We start from the raw sequence: 24,689 nt of genomic DNA on the forward strand, positions 1-24,689 counted from the left end.
TAATTGTTGGGATTGGTATAAGTCACAATTATCTCGTATTTTGCCAATATATTTCACTTAGATTGGCAAATTTTTTGTGCCCGCTCACTTTTTGTTTCCCTCTATTTGCTTGCTCACATTTTATAAAAGTAAGTGAAAACTATGGATTACCAAACACTACGCAATAACTGTCCGACTTGGGATGCTTATATTGGACATGATTTTGTCAATCAACTGGCAGCAGGAACGCTCGCCCCTGATAGCTTTCGTCATTATCTAACCCAAGATTATCTGTATCTGCTTCATTATACCCGCGTGATGGCGCTGAGCGTCTACAAAAGCGAGACGTTGGCACAAATGCGCGTTGGTCAAGCGGGTATCAATGCCATGCTTGATTTGGAAATTGGCATGTATTTAGACTTTTGTCAGCAGTGGGGAATCGCGCTTGAGGAAGTCGAAAACACACCTGAATCGCCAGCCACCATTGCCTACAGCCGTTATATCTTAGATGCGGCGATGTCAGGGTCTCTTGCTGAGCTCTATGCAGCGATTGCGCCTTGTCTGATGGGCTATGGTGAAATTGGTAAACGTATTAAAGAACAAGGCTTTGTCGCGGGCAATCCTTATCAACCATGGATAGATGTCTTTGCCAGTGATGAATTCCAAACCATTACTGCACAAAATGAAGCGCATATTAATAAGCTGCTGGCAGACGCTAGCGCTACTCAAGCAGACAAATTTCAACGCTTATTTAACACCGCATCTCGAATGGAAATCAATTTTTGGCAAATGGCCTTAGATTTGTCCTAATCGATCAATCAATTTATCTTTCAAGCAACTTATTCACATACCTATAAACGCCTAACTATAAGCGCCTAAAAGGAGAACATCATGGCAGCATTCGACGAACACGCTAGCGCTTACGACAGCTGGTTTTTTGACAATCAAAACCTGCTCACCAGCGAGCTAAAACTGGTCGCCCATTTTTTGGATAAAGACAGCGAGATTCTGTCTATTGGCTGCGGTAGCGGGCTGTTCGAGTCCTTACTAGCAAAAGATTATGACATTCATATCAAACATGGCATTGAGCCGTCAAAAGACATGGCCGCAGTCGCTGAAAAGCGCGGCATGCAAGTCGATATCAGTCCTGCTGAAACCTGCGAAATTGAACCCAATAAATTTGACATTATTATGTTCAATGGCAGTGTCAGCTATATCAGCGATTTAGATACCTGTATCAAAAAAGCCTTTAATGCCCTAAAATCTGGCGGAAAGCTTATCTTAATCGATGTGCCAAAAGAAAGCGGTTTTGCCAGCTTATATAACCTCGCCAGCTCGCTAAACACCTGGAAGCATACTTTACTTGATCACATCTCACCTGCTGACCCCTATCCCATTGAGTTGGTCAAATCAGCCAACTGGCGCACCTCTGATGAAAAAATCGCTTTAATGCGAGTCAATGGTTTTGTCGATTTTGAATTTGCACAAACCTTGCTGACCCATCCTATGTTTGCCAATGACAACGTCCAAGACGTCATCGAAGGTTATGACCGCGGCGACTATGTGGCAATTTGCGGTTATAAAAAGTAGTTAGCCGTATTGATATGGTAATAAACTCTTGAATAAACAGTTTGCTACCACTATAAATAGTAAATACAAAAACTATTTTTATAAAAGCGAGACAACCATATGAGTGATGATCCAAAAGATAGCAACAATAATAAAGACCAAAACAACCAGGATAACCAAAACAATCAGGCCCCTAAAAAGGCGCTAAATATTGGTGAATTGGTGAACAATAGCGATAACATCAAAGGCAAAAAAACCGATGTTCAAAACCCTGAGCTTTGGGAATTTCCCATGAACTACCCGATGAGCATCATTGGTCATGAAGGCGAGCATGAGAGCCTACTCAATGAAGTTAAGCTCATTCTTGGAAGTCAATTTCCAGAGTTCGATTTGGCCTCAGTAGATGTCAAGCCGTCTAAAACAGGTCGCTTTCATTCGGTTCGTGTCAATTTATACCTGACCGACGTTGAACAAGTGAATAAGCTTTATGAAGCGCTTGATAACGCAAAAACGGTTCGAATGGTCGTCTAACTCTACTTTTAAACATTTAAATTTTAGACATTTAAAAAAGCCAGCGCGTTTTTCGTCCAAATCGTCACTCATATGGGTGGCGATTTTTTGTGGTCTGCGGTACAATCTGCACGCGAAATAGTATCGCCATTTAGACCATTCGCAGGCGTTAAATAACCCAATATTAAAAACAATATGAGTGCCATTTTTTACAAAATTTTTATTATTTCTTGGATTGGCGTCTAACCCTTATCCCATCGTCCTTTGCTCATATTTAATCATGCTGCAACCTCTGAGCAACATAGTTTGCTACTAAAATCAATATAGCATTTTGAAAATTTTCCCGCTATATTGTGTTCACTTACTAATAAATACGCTATATGTTGTGCTCAGTGATTTAAGTCATCACTATGGGTATTGGCAGGTTATTGCCTAAAAAATACTGTCTCAACAAAACCTTATAGCGTCATAAAGAATGTTTGCCCCTCATGTGATGCGTATTGCCGCCTCACTATAAGCAACATTATAAATAACTACCAAGCCATCAACTTACGAGGTCAGCATGACACATATCGATAAAATCCAAGTCACCAAACGTGATGGACGTTTAGAGCCGATTGATTTAGATAAGATCCACAAGGTGATTGAGTGGGCAGCTCACGGTTTAGATAATGTGTCGGTATCGCAAGTTGAGCTAAAGTCGCACATTCAGTTTTATGAAGGCATCAAAACCCGTGATATCCACGAAACCATCATCAAATCTGCCGCTGACCTAATCTCAGAAACCACACCTGACTACCAATATTTGGCCGCGCGATTGGCGATCTTCCATTTACGTAAGATTGCTTATAATAAATTCACCCCGCCGCATCTGTATGATCATGTCAAAACGCTAACTGATGCCGGTAAATATGACGAGCATATTCTAAAAGACTATAGCCGTAGCGAGTTTGATGAACTAGAAGAATACCTCGACCACTGGCGCGATATGAATTTGGCTTATGCTGCTGTTGAGCAAATGGCGGGTAAATACCTCGTGCAAGACCGCGTGACCAAGACCGTTTACGAGAGTCCGCAGTTCTTATATATGCTCGTTGGCATGTGTTTGTTTGCCAATTATGACAAGGGCGAGCGCTTAAGCTATGTCAAACGCTTTTATGATGCAACCTCACAATTTAAAATCTCGCTACCAACGCCTATCATGTCAGGTGTTCGAACGCCGTCACGCCAGTTTAGCTCGTGCGTCCTAATCGAATGTGGTGATAGCCTAGACTCTATCAACGCCACCACCAGTGCCATCGTACGTTATGTGTCGCAGCGCGCTGGCATCGGCATCAACGCGGGACGAATTCGCGCCCTTGGTAGCCCTATCCGTGGCGGCGAAGCGCAGCATACGGGCTGTATTCCATTCTACAAACTGTTCCAAACGGCGGTGAAATGCTGCTCACAAGGCGGCGTACGCGGCGGTGCAGCGACGTTATTTTACCCATTATGGCATTTAGAAGTTGAGTCATTATTGGTACTGAAAAACAACCGCGGCGTTGAAGACAACCGTGTCCGTCATATGGACTATGGCGTCCAGTTAAATAAAACCATGTATACCCGTTTGATTAAAGGTCAAGATATTTCGCTGTTTTCACCGTCTGATGTTCCAGGCTTGTATGATGCCTTCTTTGAAGATCAAGACACCTTTGAAGAACTATATACCAAGTATGAAAACGACCCTAATATCCGTAGCCGTCAAATTCCAGCGACAGAATTGTTTAGCTTGATGATGCAAGAGCGCGCCAGCACCGGTCGTATCTATATCCAAAACGTCGACCATTGCAACACCCATAGTCCGTTTGACGCGACAGTTGCACCGATTCGCCAGTCAAACCTCTGTATGGAAATCGCCCTGCCAACCAAGCCACTTGATAATATCAATGACGAAACTGGCGAGATTGCTCTTTGTACGCTATCAGCAGTCAACTTAGGCAAAGTTGAAAACGTTAGCGATATCGAAGAGCCAGCCGAACTAATCGTCCGCGCGCTTGATGCCCTGCTCGATTATCAAGACTATCCAGTAAAAGCGGCTGAAAACGGCAGCATGCGTCGCCGTACCTTAGGCGTTGGTGTGATTAACTATGCCTATTATTTAGCGAAGAATGGCGTCCGCTATTCAGACGGCAGCGCGCATGGTCTAACCCATCAAACCTTTGAAGCGTTGCAATTTTATCTCTTGAAAGCGTCAAACAAATTGGCAAAAGAGCAAGGCGCGTGCCCTGCTTTTAATGAGACTACCTACTCGCAAGGTATCTTGCCGATTGATACCTATAAAAAAGACTTGGATCAAATCTGCCAAGAACCGTTACATCTCGATTGGGAAACGCTACGCACTGAAATCACTACTCACGGTCTGCGCAACTCTACTCTGACTGCCTTGATGCCGTCTGAGACTTCTAGTCAGATTGCCAACGCGACCAACGGTATCGAGCCACCACGCGGTCTTGTGTCTATCAAAGCGTCAAAAGATGGCATCTTAAAGCAAGTCGTGCCTGAGATTGCTACCCTAAAAGATCAGTACGAGCTACTTTGGCAAATGCCGAACAATGACGGTTACCTAAAGCTGGTCGCTATCATGCAGAAGTTCGTCGATCAAAGTATCTCTGCTAATACCAACTACGACCCCGTTCGTTATGAAGGTGGTCGTGTACCAATGAAGATATTGCTGAAAGATCTGCTAAACGCGTATAAGCTTGGCGTAAAAACTTTGTACTACCATAACACTCGTGATGGAGCGAACGATGCCCAAGCGGATATGGAAGATGATTGTGCTGGCGGTGCATGTAAGATTTAGATTGATGGATGGCGGGTTTGGCTTTTGAGTTGAACCCGCTGTTACTAATTCAATTTTCATCTCACGTACTACAAAAGGATTTGAAAGGCCATGATGAGAAAACAAACTTTAATTAAGAAATTAGTAGAAGAAATAGAAAATAACAATCTAGCTATTTTTGCAGGTGCTGGATTATCTGTTGGTGCTGGATTTGTTGACTGGAAAAACCTATTAAGAGATTTAGCAGATGAAATTGGTTTAGATGTCGATAAAGAATACGATTTAATTTCTCTAGCTCAGTACCATACTAACGAAAAAGGAGGTAATCGTTCTGAAATTAATAAACTTATCCTTAATGAATTCTCTCATAATAAAACCATAACAGAGAATCATGAAATACTTGCTAGATTACCGATAGATACTTATTGGACAACTAATTATGATTCATTGATTGAACAATCATTAAAAGAGTCTGGAAAAGTAGTAGATATAAAACACAACGTAAATCAACTACCTATTTCTATAAGAAATAGAGACGCTGTACTCTATAAAATGCACGGTGATTGCACAGATTCAACCAATGCAGTACTAATAAAAGATGACTATGAGAAGTATCATCTAAATAGAGGGGAGTTCTTCACAGCCCTTAGAGGTGACTTACTTACTAAAAGATTTCTGTTTTTAGGATTAAGCTTTTCTGATCCAAATATTGATTACATCTTAAGCCGTATTCGATCATCTTATAATGAAAATCAACCACAACATTATTGTATTTTAAAGAATACTAATAAACTAAAAAATGAGCAACAAGCAGATTTTGATTATAGAAAGCGAAAACAAGAGTTGTTTATTGGAGACCTTAAACGTGTAGGAATACAAACTGTACTAGTAGATGATTATCAGGAGATCACTGAAATACTATTAGAAGTCGAGAAATCACAAAAACAAAAAACTATTTTTATATCTGGTGCAGCTGAGGATTATGCTCCCTACTCTCAAAAAGAAGTAGAAAGTTTTGTTTCTTCTCTTACTCAGGATATTCTCAAGCTTGGCTACAAGGTAGTAACTGGTTTTGGACTTGGCATTGGTAGCTCTGTTATCTCTGGAGCAGTTAAGTACTTACTAGAAAATCGTTTGAAAATAGACGAAGATCATTTGGTTCTTCGACCTTTTCCTCAAAATGAAGAAGGCAAAGGTCTCTGGACGGCTTGGCGAGAAGACATGATAAGTTACGCTGGAATATCAATTTTTCTATTTGGTAATAAGCTTGATGAGAATGGTGAATTAGTTTTATCGAATGGGATACAGGAAGAGTTTGATATTTCAAATAAGAACGGTAATATTTTATTACCCGTTGGTGGAACTGGATATATTTCAGAAGTTTTGTGGAATCGCTTATCAAAAGAGAATGATGGATTTGCACAAGTAAACATTGATAGCTTAGCACCAGATATTAAAGATTTGAATCTCTTGAAAGAAAGCATATTGACCAAGCTAAAGGAAATAAAATAATGAAAAGGAAAGTCTTTTATAGCTTCCACTATGAGAACGATGTATTTCGTGTACAACAGATTCGAAATATGGGGATATTAGAAGGGAACCCTCCAACCTCACCTAATACATGGGAAGAGCTAAAACAGAAGGGTGATTCTGCTGTCGAAGAATGGATTGATGAGAATTTGAGAGGAAAAAGCTGTCTCATCGTATTGATAGGAGAAAAAACGGCTCTAAGTAAATGGGTTAGGTATGAAATCCAAAGAGCATGGGAAATGGGTAAAGGTGTTCTTGGTATATACGTTCATAATATAAAAGATCCTAAAACGGGTCTGGGTAAAAGGGGACTCAATCCATTTGAACAGTTTACACTTGAAAAAAATAGCAAACCATTATCAAGTGTAGTGACTTGCTATAATCCTAGTCCAAACAACGCTTATCAAAGTATTGCATATAACATTGAAGACTGGATTGAGAAAGCTATTGCTTCAAGACAGATTTCTTAAAATGTATTTTCACTTATTCACTAATTGTAGGGTGCGCCCAGCGAACCGATGGTATGGAAATTGTGTTTAAAGGTGCGCGAGTCGCACCCTACAAATTATGCGTAAATAGATTAACAAATAAGACCTAATTTTCGTGCTAATATTAGACCTATATTTAGAGCGTAATATTAGCGGAGAATGAATCATGCAACCAATATTTGCTACACAGACAGCCAGTATCTCAGAGTTAAAGACCAACCCTTCGGCACTGATTAAGCAGTCGGACGGTGAATCCATTGCTATTTTAAACCACAATAAACCTGTGGCTTACTTGGTTTCCACAGATATGTTTGAGCGCATGATGGAAGCGATGGACGATATGGCATTAAGCCAAATCGTTAGCGCACGGATGAATGACGGGCAAACACCTGTAAAGGTTACATTGGATGACTTATAGTCTTGAATTTCATCCTCTCGCGTTAAAAGAATGGAAAAAGCTATCGCCCCGTATTCAACAGCAGTTTAAGAAAAAGTTACAGCAGCGACTAGTAAATCCGCGTGTGCCTGCGTCAAAACTCTCAGGACATACGGACGCCTACAAAATCAAACTACGCACCATCGGCTATCGTTTGGTGTATACCGTCAAAGATGATGTGGTGGTGGTTTATGTATTGGCAGTAGGCAAAAGAGAAAATAATAAAGTATATGAGGCGCTTGCGACACGCCAGCCATAATTGAAACAAAGAATAAAAATGACGGAGGTCATAGCGTGCAATATACCGCAATCATCAAAGACGGTGGGTTGTTTATCCCTAACGTATTTTCCGACCTAAACGATGGTGGCTCGCATATCGTGCAAGTAACAGTCGATATCGACGAGGTTCGTCAGCAATTAAATAGCAGCGCCATGCTAAAGATGGATGCGCCAAGACCAGCAAAAAAACCCGTTAAAAAGCAGACGAAAAAAGACGTTCAGAAAGCCGCAGACGTAGAATTAAGTACGCTGCGTAAAAGCGCTATCGATGAGCTAGAAGGATTGGACGATAGTGAGCTTAGCGAGATTTTTAAAGCGTATATGAATGATGGTCAAGAACCAGCACAAATATCTTTAGAGAATTTATAACGCCATTTCGACAGTATTTTTAACACCGTATTTAAATGTTTGACTCACAACTGTATCACTTATAAAGGTGGAACTATGACTTACTCAATTTTTTCCCAAACGCCAAACAATGCGCTAACAGAGCCGATGTTTTTTGGTAATCCGGTCAACGTGGCGCGTTACGATCAGCAAAAGCACCCTGTCTTTGAGCAGTTGATTGAAAAGCAGCTGTCGTTCTTTTGGCGTCCAGAAGAAGTCGATGTCTCACGCGACCGTATGGATTATGGCAACCTGTCATCGCATGAGCAGCATATTTTTATTAGTAATCTGAAGTATCAGACCCTTCTCGACTCTATCCAAGGTCGTAGTCCAAACGTGGTGTTATTGCCGCTGGTGTCAATTCCTGAGCTTGAAACATGGATTGAGACTTGGACGTTTTCTGAGACCATTCATTCGCGCAGCTATACTCATATCATTCGTAATATCGTCAATGATCCCGGCATTGTTTTTGATGACATTATGCAAAATGAGCACATCTTAGAACGCGCCTCTGATATCGCCAAGTACTACGATGATTTGTACTACGACTCACAGCTTTATAATATGTATGGAGCAGGCACGCACACCGTCAATGGCAAAGAAGTGACTGTTAGCTTAAAATCACTGAAAAAGCAGCTATATTTGTGCTTGATGGCGGTTAACGTTCTAGAAGCCATTCGCTTTTATGTCTCATTTGCCTGCTCGTTTGCCTTTGCTGAGCGCAAGCTGATGGAAGGTAATGCCAAGATTATTAAATTAATCGCCCGTGATGAGGCACTGCATTTAACCGGTACGCAGCATATCCTAAATTTGATGCGTAATGGTCGTGACGATCCAGAAATGATAGAGATTGCCAATGAGTGCTATGCAGAAAGTATCGAAATCTTTACCAAAGCGGCGCAGCAAGAAAAAGAATGGGCGGGTTATCTGTTTAAAGACGGCTCGATGATTGGTCTCAATAAAGACATCCTTTGCCAATATATCGAATATATCACCAATTTACGAATGGAAGCGGTTGGCTTGCCAGTAGCGTTCCCGAACTCAAAATCAAACCCGATTCCATGGATTAATACTTGGTTGTCGTCTGATAACGTTCAAGTTGCGCCGCAAGAAACGGAAATCAGCTCGTACTTGGTCGGTCAAATTGATTCAGATTTATCAAATAGCGATTTTGACGACTTTGAGCTTTAAACCTTAAAACGTTTAACTTTAAGCACATGAATGTCATGGCTTAATCTTACTATTTTAAGGTTAGGCCACTATCGTTTTAGTAAGATTCTATGATTAAAAAGTACCATTAAAGGCACTTTACAGGCGATGGAAAAATTAAGATAAGGTTGAATTATGACTTGGGTAATGACAAGTAAGAAGCAATTCTACTTGCATGACGATGAAAGTCTGCTCGATGGATTGCTACGCACCGGACATGATATCAATTATCAATGCCGTGAAGGCTACTGTGGCAGTTGCCGAATCAAGCGCATCGCCAGCTCACACGTTATTGATTATCCGTTTGAGCCATTGGCCATGATTGAAGAAGATGAAATCTTGCCCTGCTGCTGTCGCGTGCAAGGCGTGATTTATATTAATCACGAATTGATAGAAAAATAGCTGCCAAATTAATAACGCTATTAATTTATCAGAAAACACGATAAAAAAAGCGCGCTATCTGTAAAATAGCGCGCTTTTTTATGGTTTCTTAAATGTCAAAACGGTATTTATTAACCGTTACTTTAAAAATCTTGGCATTATATTTGGTATTATAACGGCGCGCCGTCTCTTTCAAACAGCTGCAATAGCTCTTCGCGCATACGATCTCGCTCTTCTTCTGACATCATCGGCACGTCTGATCTTTCGTCTTGTAGATGGGGTTGTCCCAAACCGCCAAGCGTTTCATCGTGAATGACGACAGGACGCGCCATCGGCTCTTGCGCTGGACGTTCCTCTAAGAGTATCTTCACTTGTTTATTCTTACCACGACGTAAAATTTGCGCATTAAGGGTGGTATTAGGCGCTTTACGAGCCACGTATTGAATCAAGGTATTGGCATCCGTCATCTCAACCCCATCAATGGTAAGAATAATATCGCCAACCCGTAATCCACTCTTGGCAGCTGGGCTCTTAGGAACGACGTTAAATACCTCCACACCCGTTGAGGTCTCAAGCTGGGTTGGGTCACGTAATTGTGATTGAATTTCAATGCCTAACCAACCACGGCTGACCTTACCATCTTTAATGATGGCATTCATCACTTGCTCAACGATCGCAGTAGGAATAGCAAAACCAATTCCCATCGAGCCACCAGAGCGTGAGTAAATAGCCGTATTGATACCGACCAGCTCGCCGTAAGCGTCAACCAGTGCGCCACCTGAATTACCAGGATTGATCGCCGCATCGGTTTGGATAAAGTCTTCAAACTTATTGACCCCAAGCCCTGTACGTCCTGTCGCCGAGATAATCCCTTGCGTCACCGTTTGACCGACACCGAACGGATTACCAATCGCCAATGCCACATCCCCTACTTGAATAGGTTCTTCACGGAAACCGAGTGGCGTCAAACCTGCCATATCAACTTTAATCACCGCTAAGTCACTGTCTGGATCCGTTCCAATAAGCTTAGCACGGCTCTTGCGACCATCATTCAAGGCCACCGTAATCTCATCCGCCTTTTCGATGACATGGGCGTTGGTGACGATATAGCCATCTTCTGAAACAATGACGCCAGAACCTAAGTTGGTATTGCCATGCTCTTGTGACGGTCCACCATGAAACTCAAAAAACCGGCGCAATACAGGATCATCCATATAAGGATGCTCTGCCATCGTTTGTGTGGTATAGATATTGACCACCGACTGTGAGGCACGAGCAACGCCATTATGATAAGAAGAAATCGGTGCAGGAGTATCGGAAACAGGCGCTGACGCTTGCTGCTCAGCGGGCGTGGTTCTGGGCGGCTCCCACGCTTGCTTTGATGTCGACGTCATACTCGTGAACAACCAAATAAACGCTGCAATCACTATCAGCAACAAAACCCAAGGCAGCCACTTTAGTGAACCCGCCTTGTTATTGGTATTACGAGATGACGACATATAAAAACCTCTATATTTTTAAAAACAATTTTTGTAAAAACTTTTGTGAAAACAATAAATGATGAATACGCACACACAACTTTAACCAGTCTTATGACTAGTGCAAGATTAATCGATATAGGCGCAATCAATTATATAGATTCAGGTATGCAAATTATAACTGGCGACACAGGAAAGTAGTAACGTATTGTGTACCATTTCAGTTATGCGCTTTGTCTACTCTTTTACAGCCTCATGCTAAAATGACAATGATAAAGATTTTGATGATTTATAACCCACATAATTTATAAGTGAGCGTTTCGACTGCTTAATGTGAATACTGGTTAATATGAATACTAGAACTATCAAAGCATCGAAGCAATAAGAAACTGACCAGTGAAAGACTTCAATAATTATAAGGAAATACCATGACCGGACTCAATCCCTTAACCGAACCTTCAATTGACACCTTAAGCCATCTCTCAAGCAACCCGATTAGCGCTAAAGCCTTGACCGAATTTTGTGACGAGTATTTATCGGCAGCGGCGTTTAAAGACTATGCGCCGAATGGCTTACAAGTAGACGGCGGACAACCCATCCAACGCATCATCACTGGAGTCACCGCGTGTGAAGCGTTGATTGATGCCGCGATTGCTGATAATGCCGATGCTATTTTGGTTCATCATGGGTATTTTTGGAAAGGCGAACCTGCTCCACTTACTCGAATGAAGGGACGACGGGTGCGTAAGCTGATGCAACACGGTATTTCTCTGATTGGCTATCATCTACCACTCGATGCCCATCCTATTATCGGTAATAACGCCAAACTTGCTGAGTCACTTGATATGAATATCATTGGTGCACTTTATCCTAATGAGTCACATCCTGTCGGCAATATTGCCACCTGTCAGCCGCAAAGTGCTCAACGTCTTATTACCCAGATTACTGATGCGCTAGGACGGATACCATTACATATTTCCGCTACCTATAACGCCTCGATTAATCCCGAATCTCAGCAAGAGGACAGCAGACTTATAGAACGCGTCGGAATCTGTACAGGCGGCGCGCAAGATATGATTGAGCAAGCGGCGCTGATGGGCTGCGATGCTTATATCTCTGGTGAGATATCAGAGCGCACCACACACATTGCCCGCGAGCTTGGCATCGATTATTTTGCCTGCGGTCACCATGCGACAGAGCGCGGCGGTATTCAAGCATTAGGTGAACTCATTGCTCAGCAATTTGGCTTACCCGTGACTTTCGTCGATATTGACAATCCAGCCTAATAGTTAAGCCCAGTATGATGATTAAGTTGATTTACCGAATTTCCGACTAACTTTTTCTGTATTTTAAGGGTTAATTTTAATTTTTTAAGCCAAATACAGAAAATTTCTCTTAAGGGCAATTTTTGCTTGTAGGGATTTTTGTGAGTAAATTAGCTAAAACGCAAGCATTTTTACCGTTTATAGTGCTATTGTTAAGTTTTATCGCTAATTTATTAACCCTACTTGAATAATATAACAAACATCCGCATATTAGTTCCTGAAGAAAGAATGTCTTGTCATGAGACTTCCCATTTTATAGCCTCCGGTTATGGCGCTAAAATGAATGTTATGGTTTAAAGCTTTATTTTTCGATGAATTAATAAGGTTTTTTACGGTAAGTTTTTAAATACTATCTTTGCATTATTTAGTTTTAATTCTTGCTTACGAGATAGTATTTCCTATTTTTAGCGTCGCGATAAGACTAGAGCAAAACCTATCTCATAGTGATTTTTATTCGCTGTCAGATTTGGTGATTACTCTTCTCTATCGCTGAGCAATACATATTATTAGCCAGCTCCTCTACTACAAACGATTTAAAGAGTAGCTAGTGATTAATATAAACGTAGCAACGATTAAGTGCAGCTGTACGGCGCTTATGCTGCGTATTTGTCTTGATAATTTATTCATGACCTTACCTATGTTTACTATAGTTTTATAGCCAGTCTTTTAGTGACTAACTAGCCTATTAGCGATGAAGGAATCATCCGATTTATAGCCTTCGCGTTGTGGTGCGTCTTTTTTTTAGAATGATGTTTAAAATGCTTGTTTCCTATTCTAAAAAAGCGGCCTGTATTGGCTAAAAGACGGTTGCGCTAACGGTTATTCGCTTTATGTTAGCAGTGCTATATGTAAACAAGATGACATCAACCTTATGATATTTATAAGATCGATTTTATCTAAAATGTAATGACAGTTTATGCCACTTATATAGCAATATGTTCCACATAGATATATAAGCAGTATAAATTGATCAGGCATTTTTATGGTATGCAGGATGGCTAAAATTAGGAGACATCCATGCAGCGTATTACTTACCGTGTGAAAGTATCTGCGCAAGGGGCCAAACGCCGTATCTCATACCTACTGCGTCCATCTAAGCGCTTACTGCACACCAAAAGTAACTTCGTTCCAGCAGTTGCACCTATAAAAGTGACTCGTTTCGCCAAAACTAAGAAATTGGCACAAGTATCAAGCATTGCTCTGCTCTCTTTACCTGCTGAGAGTTTGACGACGATGAGCGCGCCAGTACCCGCCTATGCTCATGTTATGTTGGAAAACTCCTTAACGGTCGCTGCCGTACCAGGTGACAGCACTTACTTTGCAACCGACGGCTTTCAGCACGGTTTCGGCTACGATTTAGTTCGTAGCTATGCAGATGGGCTTGGCGTAAATATCAATCTAAAAGCGTATGCTAGTGAAGAGGCGGCGCTCAGAGCCTTAAAATTAGGCGATGCCGATATGGCATTAACGACTGCTAGTACCCAGCTGAAAAGCCAGTTAGATTTAGCCTCTGTCAATGTCAGCTGTGGTTATGATGCCAGCTTAACTAAAAATGGCTTACACCCTAAAGTCAGTTGGACATTTAATTCAGCCAATGACCCCTTATCACAAAAAGCCAGTTACTTTTTATGTGATAGTATGAAGCTTAAGCACACGCAAAAATTGGCAGCGTTTTATAATCAGAACTTGTTAAAAGATGCTTATAGCCAAGATCATTTTAAAAAGACTTTGACAGAAAAGCTGCCCGACTATCAATCATCGTTCCAAGAACAAGCGCGCAACTACAATCACGATTGGGAGCTGCTCGTTGCGATGGGCTATCAAGAATCGCATCTAAATGCCAACGCTGTGTCTCCAACTGGTGTGCGCGGGATTATGATGCTGACCAATAACACCGCTAAAGCCATGGGCGTTTCTGACCGCGTCGATCCTTATCAAAGTATCGGCGGAGGCGCTCGTTACTTGGAGCAAATGAAAGCAGATTTTGCTGACGTACCAAAGACTGATCGCATCTGGTTTGCCCTCGCCGCTTATAATATGGGCCCAAATGCCGTAAAAGCTATCCAGCGTAAATTGAGTGCCAATGGCATCGACGATAAAAGCTGGGCAAATATATATGCTTATTTGTCAGAAAACAGAGCATCAAATAGCCGTTATGGTCAGGCAATGCATTATGTTAGTAACATTAGAAGTTATCTTGAAACCATTAAAACGCAAACGGTTTAATAAGGTTTTTGATAAAAGCTTCTTAAGAAACGCTTATCGCTAAAAGCTCTTAAATAAAACTTATAGAATATTCTGTTAATAAAAAAGCTGCTCTTATATAAGAGCAGCTTTTTTGTTTATAGCCTTTATCTACCTATAACCAGATTAGCGATTAGGCACTGTGAGACGTTGACCACGTTGCAGCATAGCATCGACAGCGATATTGTTCATATCAGCAAGTTCTTTGGTTGATATACCATATTTACGTGCCAATCCAATTAAGCTATCTCCTGAACCAACGGTATAGCTGACGGTCGCTTTTGGCACTTTGATGGTTTGACCACGTTGTAACTGAGCGTTGGTTGCCAAATCATTAGTCGCCGCTAAATCTTCTACCGAGATGCCAAACTGACGCGCTAAGGCAATCAGACCATCGCCAGCTTTCACTTTATAGCTTTCGGTATTACCAAGTTTTTTACCGCTGCTGCTTGCCGTGCTGGCAGTACTGGCTGTTTCTGTACTTGTAGTGCTGCTCTTACTACTAGTGTTACCAGTAGCAGTACTGTTAGTCGTGCTAGCAGCACTGACCGTACCGTTTGCGGGAATGGTAATCGTCCGACCCAATATCAGGTTGGAATTGGTTTTCAAATTATTCGCGGCTGCCAAATCGCTCAATCCAATATTGTAGCGCTGCGCTACACCCGTTAACGTATCGCCTGATTTCACTTTATAACTGACCGCTTTGTCATTAAGCTGACGATCGACCAAATCTTTTGTAACAGGCACTTTGATTGTCTGACCACGCTGCAAGCGCGCTTTAGCATCAAAGTTAGGGTTAACAGCTGCCAACTCTTCAGGACTGATACCAACACTATTTGCAATCCCAATCAAAGTATCGCCTGATTTGACTTTATAATTGGTGGTTGCCACCGAGCTTGCAGTGCGGGTATTAGCGGTATTATTAGCGCTGCTGCTAGAGGTAGTACTTGCCACAGTAAAGTCTACATTAGCAGGCACTTTTAATGTTTGACCGACGTATAGGGAGTCTGTCGTACTCATATTATTTAGATTTGCTAATGTTGTGGTAGGTATATTAAATTGACGAGATAAGGCAATCAAACCATCACCTGGTTTGACTTTATAATTTTTGGTTGCCGTGTTTGATTTACTGGGTTTGGTAGATGGTGCGGCAGGCGTACTGACAGGTGCAGTCACTTTACCAGGGACAAGCCATAACTTTTGACCGCGTAGTAAATCTGCTCGGCTGCTCAAATTATTGTAGCTTGCTAGCTGAGTGACCGATAAACCAAAACGATTGGCTGTACCGATTAGTGTATCGCCACCTTGAACGATATAGCTTTCAGGCTGGCTTGCTGCAGTATTACTGGCGCTACTTAATGGTTCAATAGTTTTGGCATTATATAGATACAGGGTACTGCCAGCTAATAACTTGGCACTAGCGTCTATTTGGTTCCATTCAGCGATATCACGCCAGCTAACACCAGCACGACTGGCGATATTTGCTAAGGTATCGCCACGCTTTACGGTATAAGTGCTACGCTCGCCTGTAGGTTTTGGCTTATCGACTGATTTTTTCGGGAAACTGAGTTTTTTCTCTTTTCCAGTCGCCTCTAAAATAGACTGCTGCGTCTGAACTGCCGATAAGTTGATATTACCATCGGCATTGATGACATTAGTTTCAGGCGTGCTAATGCGAATTTGATTGGCAATATAATCACGCTCAGCCTTACTTAATGGCGGCTCTTGAATGATGGTATTGTTTTGAGTAATTTGCGCCGAAGTGGTCGGTAAGCTGTTACTACTTTTTAGCTCAGCATTAATTTTTTTGGTTTCAGCCGAGGTCAACGGCGGCTCAGTACGAATTGTATTATTACTGCTATAAACAGAGCTGCTGGTCGGCGAAGCCGTTGGCGGAATATAACTGGTGGTCTGCTGCGGCACGCTGGCGCTTGCTGCATAATCCGCAAGCGCGCTACCCGTAGTCGGTAGTGAGCCACTATTGGTATATGGCTTATTATTGTAGCTAGGCGTCGTAGGGCCTGAATAGCTAGGCGTCGTGCTGTTCGTATTATTAGAAGCAATCACGTTACTACTACCATTACCTCTTAACGAGCTAAGCTTGGCATCTGTCGTTAAGCTGACATCGTTCGGAATGATAATACGCTGCGGTCCTGATGCGTCGACGCGTGCTGATGTCAGCGCCGTATTTAGCCTTTCTAGCTCATCGTAGCTGACACCAGTGACCTGTGATACTTCCGCTAAGCTAACCCCATAATTGACCGGTACACTACGAAAATGCTGACGGTTAGCAATAGCAGGTAAATAGACGCCATATTGCTCAGGCTTAGCAACGATTTCGGCAACCGCCAAAAAGCGCGGAACATAGTTCATGGTTTCAGTTGGCAGCCTTAGCGACCAATAATCCGTTGGTAAACCACGCGCCTCGTTGGCATCAATGGCTTTTTGTACCCGACCAGGGCCGGCGTTATAAGCGGCTAATGCCAGCTCCCAACTGCCAAACTGGTTATGCAACGCGGTCAAAAAATCGTAAGCAGCACGCGTTGATTCAATCACGTCACGGCGACCATCATAGGTGCTACTTTGATTTAGACCATAGATACGCCCAGTACTTGGAATAAACTGCCATAAACCTGCGGCCGCGGCACTACTAGTACCGCTTGGATCGTAGGAGCTCTCAATCACCGGCAATAATGCAAGTTCGGTTGGAATATTACGACGCTCGGCTTCTCTCACCGTATGGTAAAGGTAGCGACTGGCACGGGCGGTCAAACGGTTTAGATAGTCTTGACGACTGGTAAACCAGCCTTTTTGCGCTTCAATACGCTGATTATAAATAGGCTGTCCACCATTCATCCGGTAGCCGGCGCGCAGGCGATTCCATAAGTCACCATATTGCTGAATGGCAAGTTTATTGCCTTCAACCATGGTCATATCAGTGGCTTCTAGTAAGTCAGCCAACTCGTCTAAGCTCTCGGCATCCAAGAACGCCGTTGAATAATCAGTACTGCTACTCGGTCGCGCGGCTTGATTGACAGGACGCTTGGTAACCACAGCCGAGCTGTTGGTCGCACCCGTCTTTTTCACCGCTGAGGTATTACTACAAGCACTGATAAGTAAAGTCGACACCGCAAGCGTCAGTGGTAAAGCGATAAATGAGCGAGAGTTTGATGACACAGTAGACATGATAGTGGCAGTTTCCTAACAACAATAGGTGATAAAAAAAGTTAATCGACAGTATAGTACGCAATATCAAACAAAGACCAGCCAAATATAAAAGATAATGAGCAGAATATCATCTGCCCTACCTTTTAATGGTCTGTTATTTTGATTATTAAACGATTTATTAAGTGGCATTCATAGGCGTATGGAACATTCATAAATGGTCAAATATCCTTACGCCATATTAGTTAATACACTCTTACGTCCTATTAATGCGCAGCTAATAACGTTTGGCTAAATGCTAATTAATAGCCACTTGTGAGACAGCGCGTAGAAGCACCGCATTACCTGTTGACAAGGCAAGTGTGACTCTTGATGTGGTGACAAATGAAACTTTTTGCCCGTCTTTTACCCAGCTTTCATTTGTCGTGACATTGGCTTTTGCTTGCTCGCCAGTAATCACAATATTATTCACATCGATATTGTAATGATAGTTTGACGTATCACGCCAACTTTTTTGTAGTAATCTGAGATAAGCATCCTTGTCAAGGCTGGTAGATTTGCCTTTTCTTGACATGGAAATCAGCGCATCATCAGACACTAGACGAGCAACCTGATTGATGTTTTGGCCATTGGCTGCTGATTTCATAGCAGCAGCATAGTTTTGCACTAAAGCTTCACTCATGGTTGCCGCTTGCGCGCTGATACTCATGGTGCTAGCAGTTGCCACCACTGCAGTCACGCTTGCGCTCTTGATCAATAGAGCTAGCAGCCCTTTTTCCCATAATCGTTTCATGACATTCCTTAGTGATAGTAATACTATTATCGTCGTGTGTCGTTAAAGCCAAGTAACATTATAGCCATAGAGTATGGTCATACATTGACTTAAAACCTAAATCTATGAGGCGCTTATAATTTTTTTGTGTTTGAGGCTATTTGTGTTTAAAGCTTAGGTTAACTAACGACACATTGTTATGTTAGTTTTAGCCTATCACTGAATTCTCACAGCCATGTGACACCCTGTGTAATTATTGCGAATGTTAGCGCAAAATAGCAGGTTGCCTTCTGTTGCTTACTTTTCTAATGCTTATGTTCATTATGGCTATCTTCATACTGTTCATCATCGCTCAGCTTCATTCCCAAGCGCTCGACGCGTCTGTCCATCATTTGCCTTGCCAATGCTTGCATGTCTTCAACACGATCTATCTCATCGACAATTTCAAGACCTAACAAGGTTTCAAACACATCTTCTAAGGTCACTAAACCTTTAACTTCGCCATATTCTCCAACGGTAATCGCAATATGAATACGGTTTTTTAACATCAGCTCTAACAAATCAAACAATTTCATCTTTGAAAATACAAAGGTAATATCGCGCTTAAACTGCGTCAACGGCTTGTGTACCGCATGATTTACTTTTGCCAATAGCACATCGGTTTTTAATACAAAACCGGTGATATTGTCCAAATCACTATCATAAATTGGCAATCGCGAAAAGGTAAGCTTTGGGCGATCAACCAACAGCTCAGCAACGGTTTTATTTTCTTCAAACGCTAGCATCACCGATCGCGGGGTCATAATATCTTCAACTTTAATCGCCCCAAATGCGAGCAAGTTACGAATGATACGTGACTCTAAAGGATCGATTTGTCCTGATTCTTCGCCGATGCTGGCGAGTGCCGCAAATTCGCGACGGCTAAACGCTTGCGGCTCTTTACCGCGAACCAGCAGTTTGGTTAATTTTTCTGATATCCAAATGAGGGGATAGAGCAACAAAACAATACCGCGGACAAAATAAGCAACCAATCCGCCCAATTGACGCCAATAGATAGTGCCTAGGGTTTTTGGCATGATTTCGGATAAAAACAAAATAGCCAAGGTCATGAACGCCGAAAACAGTCCAAACCAAGCGCTACCAAAGACAATCGTCGCCTGTGCACCCGCCCCAATCGAGCCTAAAGTATGCGCCACGGTATTTAAAGTTAAGATAGCCGCCAATGACTGATCGATATTATCAACCTTTAGGCGTTTCAGCATGTTAGACTTTTTGGGGTTCGTTTCCTGCAAATCAGCAATATATGACGGCGTCATACTAAGTAGTGCCGCCTCTGCAAGCGAACAGATAAACGAGATGCCAATGGCGACCAGTACAAATAAGATAAGTAGCAGCACACTGCTAGCAGTAGGGTTTGCCACCTCACCCGCTGCAAAGACCGCTTGAGGCAGCAAAGAGGTTAGCAATAAAATGAACGCGGAAAACGATTTGATATTAAATCGAATTAAAGACCGACTACTACCCCACATCGTCGGGGGAGGTTCAGCAGAGGCGTCTTTACGACAAGCGCGCGGACGGTATAAGCGAGGTACAGACATAAAAAAGGTGAACAAGTTGGGTAACCTAAAAAAGATAAAAGAGGAAGTCACAATATATCATGAGCCAGCGCTAGCAGATAGAAAATAATAGTCGATTAATGCTAGTTTTTAATTTTCTAGCGGCTAAAATCGTGCTCAATCAACTGTATTATACAGTCATTTAGCCTTCTATAATGGATTGATTATTATTAGTATGGATAGCACTATTCCATAATAAATCACCATTATTATCAAACCTTTAAAAAGAATGCTAATGTTAATTTTTAGCGTTTACAACATTCTGCAACCCATATATCCACTTAATATTTAACTATTTTTACCTGCTTAAGCCTCTCATCTCTGCCTTTATCTTAGCAAAGGAGCTGTCGGAACAACTGTCAGCGTTCGTATGCTAAGTTTTTAACAAAAACTCCCCGAGCCTATGATTAACAGTTACCAAGTATGAGATTTTTTGTTACTATGCGTGTAAATTTATTCTTATCTATGACTTACTGAGAGAAATTATGAGCTTATTTATTCAAGCGGCCCATGCTGCGCCAGAAACCGCCGGAGCTGCGTCACTATTTGGTCAAATCTTGCTGCCGGTTGCCTTTTTTGCCATTTTTTACTTTTTGGTGATTCGTCCACAGTCTAAACGCACTAAAGAGCACCGCGCTATGGTCAACTCTTTGAGCGTTGGTAGCGAAATTATCTTTGCTGGCGGTCTCATGGGCCGTATTAAAGCATTAGAAGGCGATTATGCAGTTGTTAGCTTAAACAACAACACGGACGTCAAGGTACAACGTGCGTCTGTTATTTCAGTATTGCCAGCTGGCACGATTGAAAGCGTTTAATTGTCGTGAATAGCTTAATAATTGATAAACATTTATTGTGAATAATGGATGCTAATTATCAACTATTAATTGTAATGACTGTAAAATGACCGTACATTATTTACGGTCATTTTTCGCTTTTCTGCTTTACGCTTAACCGTTTTTTGCTTTACTATCATCGCGGATGATTACAGTGGTATTGGGTTCAATATAATTGCTAAATAGTATTGTTAAGTACAACATTATTGAATGTAATATTATTAAATAAAAATAGTAACTTGCTATCTAGTTGCCTACCGTTGTTATCGCTAACTTCCCACCTGCTAACTTGTGGCCTGCGTCGCCAGTAGTTTATCAACTTAAAGAAGTGATTATGCAATATCCCGCTTGGAAATACTTACTCATCGCCGTCGTGCTTATCATTGCTGGCCTATACGCGGCTCCTAATCTCTATCCTGATGAACCTGCCGTTCAGATTACCAGTGCAGCAGCCGGAACGCAGCTGTCTGAGGGCATCTTGACTCAGTCTCAAAGCTTACTTGAAGAAGCAGGATTGAAGAGCCATGATGGCACCTTTGAAGGCAATAGTGCGCTGGTACGCCTCGACAATCCAGTCGATCAGCTAAAGGCTCAGGAAGTGCTGCGTCAAAACTTAGGCGAAGACTACGTGGTCGCGCTAAACTTGGCACAGACGACTCCAGAGTGGTTGCGTAATATTGGCGCCAAACCCATGAAGCTCGGGCTTGATTTGCGTGGCGGTGTACGATTTGTGCTAGAAGTGGATATGGATAAGGCGCTCGAACAGCGTCTGACCAGCGCCAGTCGTGATATGCGCCGTGACCTACGTGCTGAGCGTATCGCGATTAAAGGCATCAAAACCGAAAATCGTAGCGTTGTGCTGCATTTTGCTGACACTGATACGCGTAACCGCGCGCAAAACGTCCTGCAAGGTTCGATGGGTAATACTTTCACTTTACAATCTTCTATTGATAAACAAGGTCCGGCGCTGATTTTAGCTTATAACGATGCGACCTTAGATGAAATCAACAGCTACGCAGTTAACCAAAACTTGACGACTCTACGCAATCGTATTGCTGAGCTTGGGGTAACGGAAGCCTTGGTTCAATCACAAGGGGCTAGCCGCATCGTCGTTGAGCTACCGGGCGTTCAAGATACCGCGGAAGCAAAACGTGTCCTTGGTCGTACGGCCAACCTTGAGTTCCGTATGGTTGCCGAAAATAGTGAAAACTATATAGGCGGTATTCCTCCTGCTGGTACTGAAGCGTTCCCATTTGGTACTCTTGATGGTCCACCAGTATTGTTAGAACGCCAAGCAATTGTCACGGGTGATAAAGTCACTAATGCTCAGACAGGTATCGATGAAAACGGTTCTCCTGAAGTGAGTATCACCCTAGATAGTGCTGGTGGTAAGCTGATGCAAAACGCTACCCGAACTGCTGTTGGTAAACAAATGGCGGTGCTATTTATTGAAAATAAACAACGCATTACTTATAAAGAAGATCCAGCGACTGGCGAGACAGTCGAAGTACGTACGCCATATGCGGAAACCAAAGTGATTAACCGTGCCAACATCCAAGCAGTACTCGGATCATCATTCCGTATTACAGGACTTGATAGTAGTGCTGAAGCGGCTGAACTCGCCCTCTTATTACGTTCAGGGGCGCTAGCGGCACCGATGTATTTTGTTGAAGAGCGTACGATTGGTCCATCATTGGGTCAAGAAAACATTGAAAAGGGCTTGTTCTCTACCCAAGTTGGTTATCTATTAGTTTTCGCCTTTATGATTATTTTCTATCGACTATTTGGTGTGATTGCCAACATTGCTCTAGCGGTGAACGTGATTATTATCATCTCTGTTATGTCAATCTTAGGCTCGTCATTAACCTTACCGGGAATTGCGGGTATCGTCTTGACCATTGGTATGGCGGTCGATGCCAACGTGCTGATTTTTGAGCGTATTCGTGAAGAGCTAGCAAACGGGGTCCGACCAAAATCCGCTATTGTGGCAGGTTTTGACCGCGCTTATAGTAGTATTTTCGATGCCAACATCACAACCTTACTGGTCGCGTTTATCCTATTTGCGATTGGAACAGGTCCGATTAAAGGCTTTGCGATTACCCTCGCGATTGGTATTGTCAGTTCACTATTTACCGCTATTCTGGTAACGCGTGCGCTGATACAAATTGCTTACGGTAAGCGTAAATCTATCAAACGTCTGAGCATCGGTTAGGAGAAAACTATGGCTATCGATAATAACAATCCGCTAGAACAAGAAAATAACCCAGATCGAAATGGCTCAAACGGTGAAGCGAATAATCCCAGTACGCGCCGCCGTAAAAAACCGCGCCGTGACGGCAAAGGCAGTAATACGCAGGCCAACAATACAAAATCGGCTGGTCCAAAAACTCGCCGTGGTGGTAAGGGTAATCAAGCGTTGGCGACTCAAGCATCTAGTAACACAGCAGCGGTTGATCCTAATTTGATGTTAGGCGATTCTGCTGAAGATGCTGCGGCTTACGCAGAAGGTGGTATCAAGGCCATTGGGGATCAACGAATTATTCCCTTTATGAAGATAGAAAAGCCGATGGCAATCATATCGCTGCTTTTGGTGATTGGAAGTATTATCGCGATTGCGGTCAATGGCCTAAACCTAGGTCTTGATTTTACCGGTGGGGTGTCAGCAGATGTGCGTTATGAGCAGCCTGCGGAGCAAGCCGACGTCGTAAACGCGCTAGCTGATAATGGCTTTGACGATGCTGTCGTTCAATATCTAGGCACGCGTCAAGAACTCCTGATACGTTTGCCACCCCAGTCAGATAACGTCGACGGACTAAATACCAGCCTTAGTAAAGCATTGGCTCTACCTAATAATAACGTTGAAATCAGTAATGTTAATATTATTGGTAGCCAAGTAGGTAACGAAATCTACTTAAACTCGGTTATGGCGTTAGCATTAGCATTGGCTTGTATGCTTGGCTATGTCGCCCTGCGCTTTCAGTTTAAACTCGCGCTTGGTGCGGTACTGTCATTATTCCATGACGCTATCGTGACCATTGGTGTTTTTGCTTTGTTTGGTTTTCCATTTGATTTAACTGTCTTGGCTGCGATTTTGGCATTGATTGGTTATTCACTGAACGATACCATTGTCGTTTATGACCGTATCCGTGAAAACTTCCGCCGCGTTCGTGGTATTACTCCTGTTCAAACAATTGATTTGTCATTGACAGAGACGTTACGTCGTACCATTATGACCATCTCAACGGTACTACTGGTTGTACTCGCCATGTTATTCTTAGGCGGCGATGGTCTATACTGGTTCTCAGTAGCACTATTCATTGGCTTACTTGCGGGTACTTATTCTTCAACTTATATCGCAAGCTCGATTCCTCTAGCGATGGGACTATCACGTGATGACTTTATTGTTAAAGTAAAACCTGAGTTTGAAGAAGAAATCGTTACCTTTAATGATCCGAAAATGTTTGAGCAAGACTAGCGTTACTAACGCTTAGCCCAAAGCCAATAACCAGACTTTTTGGTTATTAAGCTAATAGCTTAATTATGATAAAAGCACCTAAACCCTAGGTGCTTTTATCGTCATACTACTTTTATTCGTAGCATACTATTCTTATTTATCTCTTAATTTCATTGATAAGTGGTCAGCAATCTTTTCTGCCTCGTTATATAAGCG

At 42.4% G+C, this 24,689-nt stretch carries 20 protein-coding genes; 16 read left to right on the forward strand and 4 right to left on the reverse strand.

Translation table 11 applies throughout. The features are described from left to right. The first annotated feature begins 141 nt into the window (after positions 1 to 141). From tenA to yfaE, 11 genes are all read left to right on the forward strand, one after another. The gene (gene tenA, locus B4K26_RS11350; RefSeq protein ID WP_296245608.1) at positions 142 to 789 is read left to right on the forward strand and encodes a thiaminase II; all 648 of its coding nucleotides are present in this window, start codon (positions 142 to 144) and stop codon (positions 787 to 789) included. Positions 790 to 870: 81 nt separating this feature from the next. Further along, entirely contained in the window at positions 871 to 1,569 is a 699-nt protein-coding gene (locus B4K26_RS11355; RefSeq protein ID WP_296245610.1) for a class I SAM-dependent DNA methyltransferase, read from the forward strand. A 99-nt stretch (positions 1,570 to 1,668) separates the two neighbouring features. Continuing rightward, positions 1,669 to 2,079, forward strand: coding sequence for a YbeD family protein (locus B4K26_RS11360; protein WP_296245612.1), 411 nt, complete (start codon positions 1,669 to 1,671; stop codon positions 2,077 to 2,079). A 541-nt stretch (positions 2,080 to 2,620) separates the two neighbouring features. Continuing rightward, the gene (gene nrdA / locus B4K26_RS11365) at positions 2,621 to 4,897 is read left to right on the forward strand and encodes a class 1a ribonucleoside-diphosphate reductase subunit alpha (RefSeq protein ID WP_296245614.1); all 2,277 of its coding nucleotides are present in this window, start codon (positions 2,621 to 2,623) and stop codon (positions 4,895 to 4,897) included. Between the two features lie 90 nt (positions 4,898 to 4,987). After that, the gene (locus B4K26_RS11370; protein ID WP_296245615.1) at positions 4,988 to 6,388 is read left to right on the forward strand and encodes an SIR2 family protein; all 1,401 of its coding nucleotides are present in this window, start codon (positions 4,988 to 4,990) and stop codon (positions 6,386 to 6,388) included. Beyond that, the gene (locus B4K26_RS11375; RefSeq protein WP_296245616.1) at positions 6,388 to 6,876 is read left to right on the forward strand and encodes a TIR domain-containing protein; all 489 of its coding nucleotides are present in this window, start codon (positions 6,388 to 6,390) and stop codon (positions 6,874 to 6,876) included. The genes B4K26_RS11370 and B4K26_RS11375 overlap by 1 nt, the downstream gene beginning before the upstream one ends. A 184-nt stretch (positions 6,877 to 7,060) precedes the next feature. Next, positions 7,061 to 7,312 (forward strand): type II toxin-antitoxin system Phd/YefM family antitoxin, encoded by a 252-nt coding sequence (locus B4K26_RS11380; protein ID WP_296245617.1) that lies wholly within the window; start codon positions 7,061 to 7,063, stop codon positions 7,310 to 7,312. Continuing rightward, positions 7,302 to 7,589, forward strand: a complete 288-nt coding sequence (locus B4K26_RS11385) for a type II toxin-antitoxin system RelE family toxin (RefSeq protein WP_296245618.1) — start codon at positions 7,302 to 7,304, stop codon at positions 7,587 to 7,589. Before B4K26_RS11380 ends, B4K26_RS11385 begins: the two co-directional genes overlap by 11 nt. A gap of 35 nt (positions 7,590 to 7,624) precedes the next feature. Continuing rightward, the gene (locus B4K26_RS11390; RefSeq protein ID WP_296245619.1) at positions 7,625 to 7,978 is read left to right on the forward strand and encodes a hypothetical protein; all 354 of its coding nucleotides are present in this window, start codon (positions 7,625 to 7,627) and stop codon (positions 7,976 to 7,978) included. A gap of 75 nt (positions 7,979 to 8,053) precedes the next feature. Further along, positions 8,054 to 9,187, forward strand: coding sequence for a class Ia ribonucleoside-diphosphate reductase subunit beta (gene nrdB, locus B4K26_RS11395; protein ID WP_296245620.1), 1,134 nt, complete (start codon positions 8,054 to 8,056; stop codon positions 9,185 to 9,187). A 153-nt stretch (positions 9,188 to 9,340) separates the two neighbouring features. After that, complete coding sequence (yfaE, locus tag B4K26_RS11400) at positions 9,341 to 9,607, forward strand: class I ribonucleotide reductase maintenance protein YfaE (protein ID WP_296245621.1); 267 nt, start codon at positions 9,341 to 9,343, stop codon at positions 9,605 to 9,607. 149 nt (positions 9,608 to 9,756) lie between these two features. Here yfaE and B4K26_RS11405 read toward each other — a convergent pair whose 3' ends face one another. Continuing rightward, positions 9,757 to 11,085, reverse strand: coding sequence for a S1C family serine protease (locus B4K26_RS11405; protein WP_296245622.1), 1,329 nt, complete (start codon positions 11,083 to 11,085; stop codon positions 9,757 to 9,759). A 407-nt stretch (positions 11,086 to 11,492) separates the two neighbouring features. Here B4K26_RS11405 and B4K26_RS11410 point away from each other — a divergent pair, with 407 nt between their 5' ends. Together B4K26_RS11410 and B4K26_RS11415 are read left to right on the forward strand one after the other, a co-directional pair. Continuing rightward, entirely contained in the window at positions 11,493 to 12,350 is an 858-nt protein-coding gene (locus B4K26_RS11410) for a Nif3-like dinuclear metal center hexameric protein (RefSeq protein WP_296245623.1), read from the forward strand. A 1,056-nt stretch (positions 12,351 to 13,406) separates the two neighbouring features. Then, on the forward strand, positions 13,407 to 14,615 hold the full coding sequence (locus tag B4K26_RS11415; protein WP_296245624.1) for a transglycosylase SLT domain-containing protein: 1,209 nt from the start codon (positions 13,407 to 13,409) through the stop codon (positions 14,613 to 14,615). A gap of 144 nt (positions 14,616 to 14,759) precedes the next feature. Here B4K26_RS11415 and B4K26_RS11420 read toward each other — a convergent pair whose 3' ends face one another. The 3 genes from B4K26_RS11420 to B4K26_RS11430 all read right to left on the reverse strand — a co-directional run bounded on the left by B4K26_RS11420 (position 14,760) and on the right by B4K26_RS11430 (position 20,036). Then, the gene (locus tag B4K26_RS11420; RefSeq protein ID WP_296245625.1) at positions 14,760 to 17,819 is read right to left on the reverse strand and encodes a LysM peptidoglycan-binding domain-containing protein; all 3,060 of its coding nucleotides are present in this window, start codon (positions 17,817 to 17,819) and stop codon (positions 14,760 to 14,762) included. A gap of 277 nt (positions 17,820 to 18,096) precedes the next feature. Further along, positions 18,097 to 18,591, reverse strand: coding sequence for a hypothetical protein (locus B4K26_RS11425; RefSeq protein WP_296245626.1), 495 nt, complete (start codon positions 18,589 to 18,591; stop codon positions 18,097 to 18,099). Between the two features lie 284 nt (positions 18,592 to 18,875). Continuing rightward, positions 18,876 to 20,036, reverse strand: coding sequence for a CNNM domain-containing protein (locus B4K26_RS11430; RefSeq protein ID WP_409521369.1), 1,161 nt, complete (start codon positions 20,034 to 20,036; stop codon positions 18,876 to 18,878). A 635-nt stretch (positions 20,037 to 20,671) separates the two neighbouring features. On the opposite strand from B4K26_RS11430, the gene yajC reads away from it, so the two are divergent. The 3 genes from yajC to secF all read left to right on the forward strand — a co-directional run bounded on the left by yajC (position 20,672) and on the right by secF (position 24,494). Further along, a complete protein-coding gene (gene yajC / locus B4K26_RS11435) occupies positions 20,672 to 21,001 on the forward strand; it encodes a preprotein translocase subunit YajC (RefSeq protein WP_296245628.1) in 330 nt (109 codons plus the stop codon). A gap of 352 nt (positions 21,002 to 21,353) precedes the next feature. Next, entirely contained in the window at positions 21,354 to 23,231 is a 1,878-nt protein-coding gene (gene secD / locus B4K26_RS11440) for a protein translocase subunit SecD (RefSeq protein ID WP_296245629.1), read from the forward strand. Positions 23,232 to 23,240: 9 nt separating this feature from the next. Then, the gene (gene secF / locus B4K26_RS11445; protein WP_296245630.1) at positions 23,241 to 24,494 is read left to right on the forward strand and encodes a protein translocase subunit SecF; all 1,254 of its coding nucleotides are present in this window, start codon (positions 23,241 to 23,243) and stop codon (positions 24,492 to 24,494) included. Positions 24,495 to 24,689 lie beyond the last annotated feature (195 nt).

The sequence above is a fragment of the Psychrobacter sp. UBA6766 genome, from assembly GCF_002453355.1.
Classification (GTDB): Bacteria; Pseudomonadota; Gammaproteobacteria; order Pseudomonadales; family Moraxellaceae; genus Psychrobacter.